This window comes from Psychromonas sp. Urea-02u-13, from assembly GCF_002835995.1.
Lineage (GTDB): Bacteria > Pseudomonadota > Gammaproteobacteria > Enterobacterales > Psychromonadaceae > Psychromonas.
In genome coordinates, this window is record NZ_PJBZ01000229.1 from 1 (window position 1) to 675 (window position 675).

The 675-nt window shown below is 33.6% G+C and carries 1 protein-coding gene; it reads right to left on the reverse strand.

Going from position 1 to position 675, the window contains the following annotated elements:
• Nucleotide 1 precedes the first annotated feature (1 nt).
• A complete protein-coding gene (locus CXF74_RS21540) occupies nt 2-643 on the reverse strand; it encodes a hypothetical protein (RefSeq protein WP_101084695.1) in 642 nt (213 codons plus the stop codon).
• Nucleotides 644-675: the final 32 nt, after the last annotated feature.

Here is a 675-nt window from a genome sequence, read left to right on the forward strand (position 1 = left end):
TTTACTTTTTATCTGTGATAGCTTTAATGCCTTTAATTGAAAACTTCTTTGAATAAAGAGGGGATTTAAAGTAAGCAGGCGTGACTCTTTCAGCTGTTGATATTAAGTTTCTCATAGCATCTTCTAAACCTTCTTCTTTATACGCTGTAGAAGGATCACTTGAATATGGCAGATCAGGATTATTAGTTACACAAGAGACTGTTGGATGATTTATTTCTTTTAGGTATTTGAAGAATGCATTATCAGAGATAACTGTCCCGAACATTCTCCATGCATATTTTTTACCCCAATAATAGCCATCACTGGCACTATGCGTAACTCTACTATCATTTTTTTCTTTTTCTACAATATGGTCTTCACGTGCTAACTGAAGGGAATACGCATAGCTAAACATAGGGCTAACTTCTGATGTTTTTGATAACGCAGATAACTCAATTATATTGTTATTATTATCATCGACAAAGAAACCAATATTGTACCTCTCACCTTCAACAATTATAGGGCTACCATTGGCTTCAAATTGATAAGTTGTATCAGTAGTACTTGGAGTGAATTGATGTAAAAACTTGCCATTTGAAAGTTCTGTAACAGTATAATTACTAGCGATAAGATCGTGCCTAGTATATAAATCTCTTGATTTCATAAATACTCCTTAGGTGATGTAAACATAACGCC

Bases quoted from the DNA above. Each gene is read 5' to 3' on its own strand.
- CXF74_RS21540 (WP_101084695.1), bottom strand. From the start codon at position 643: ATGAAATCAAGAGATTTATATACTAGGCACGATCTTATCGCTAGTAAT.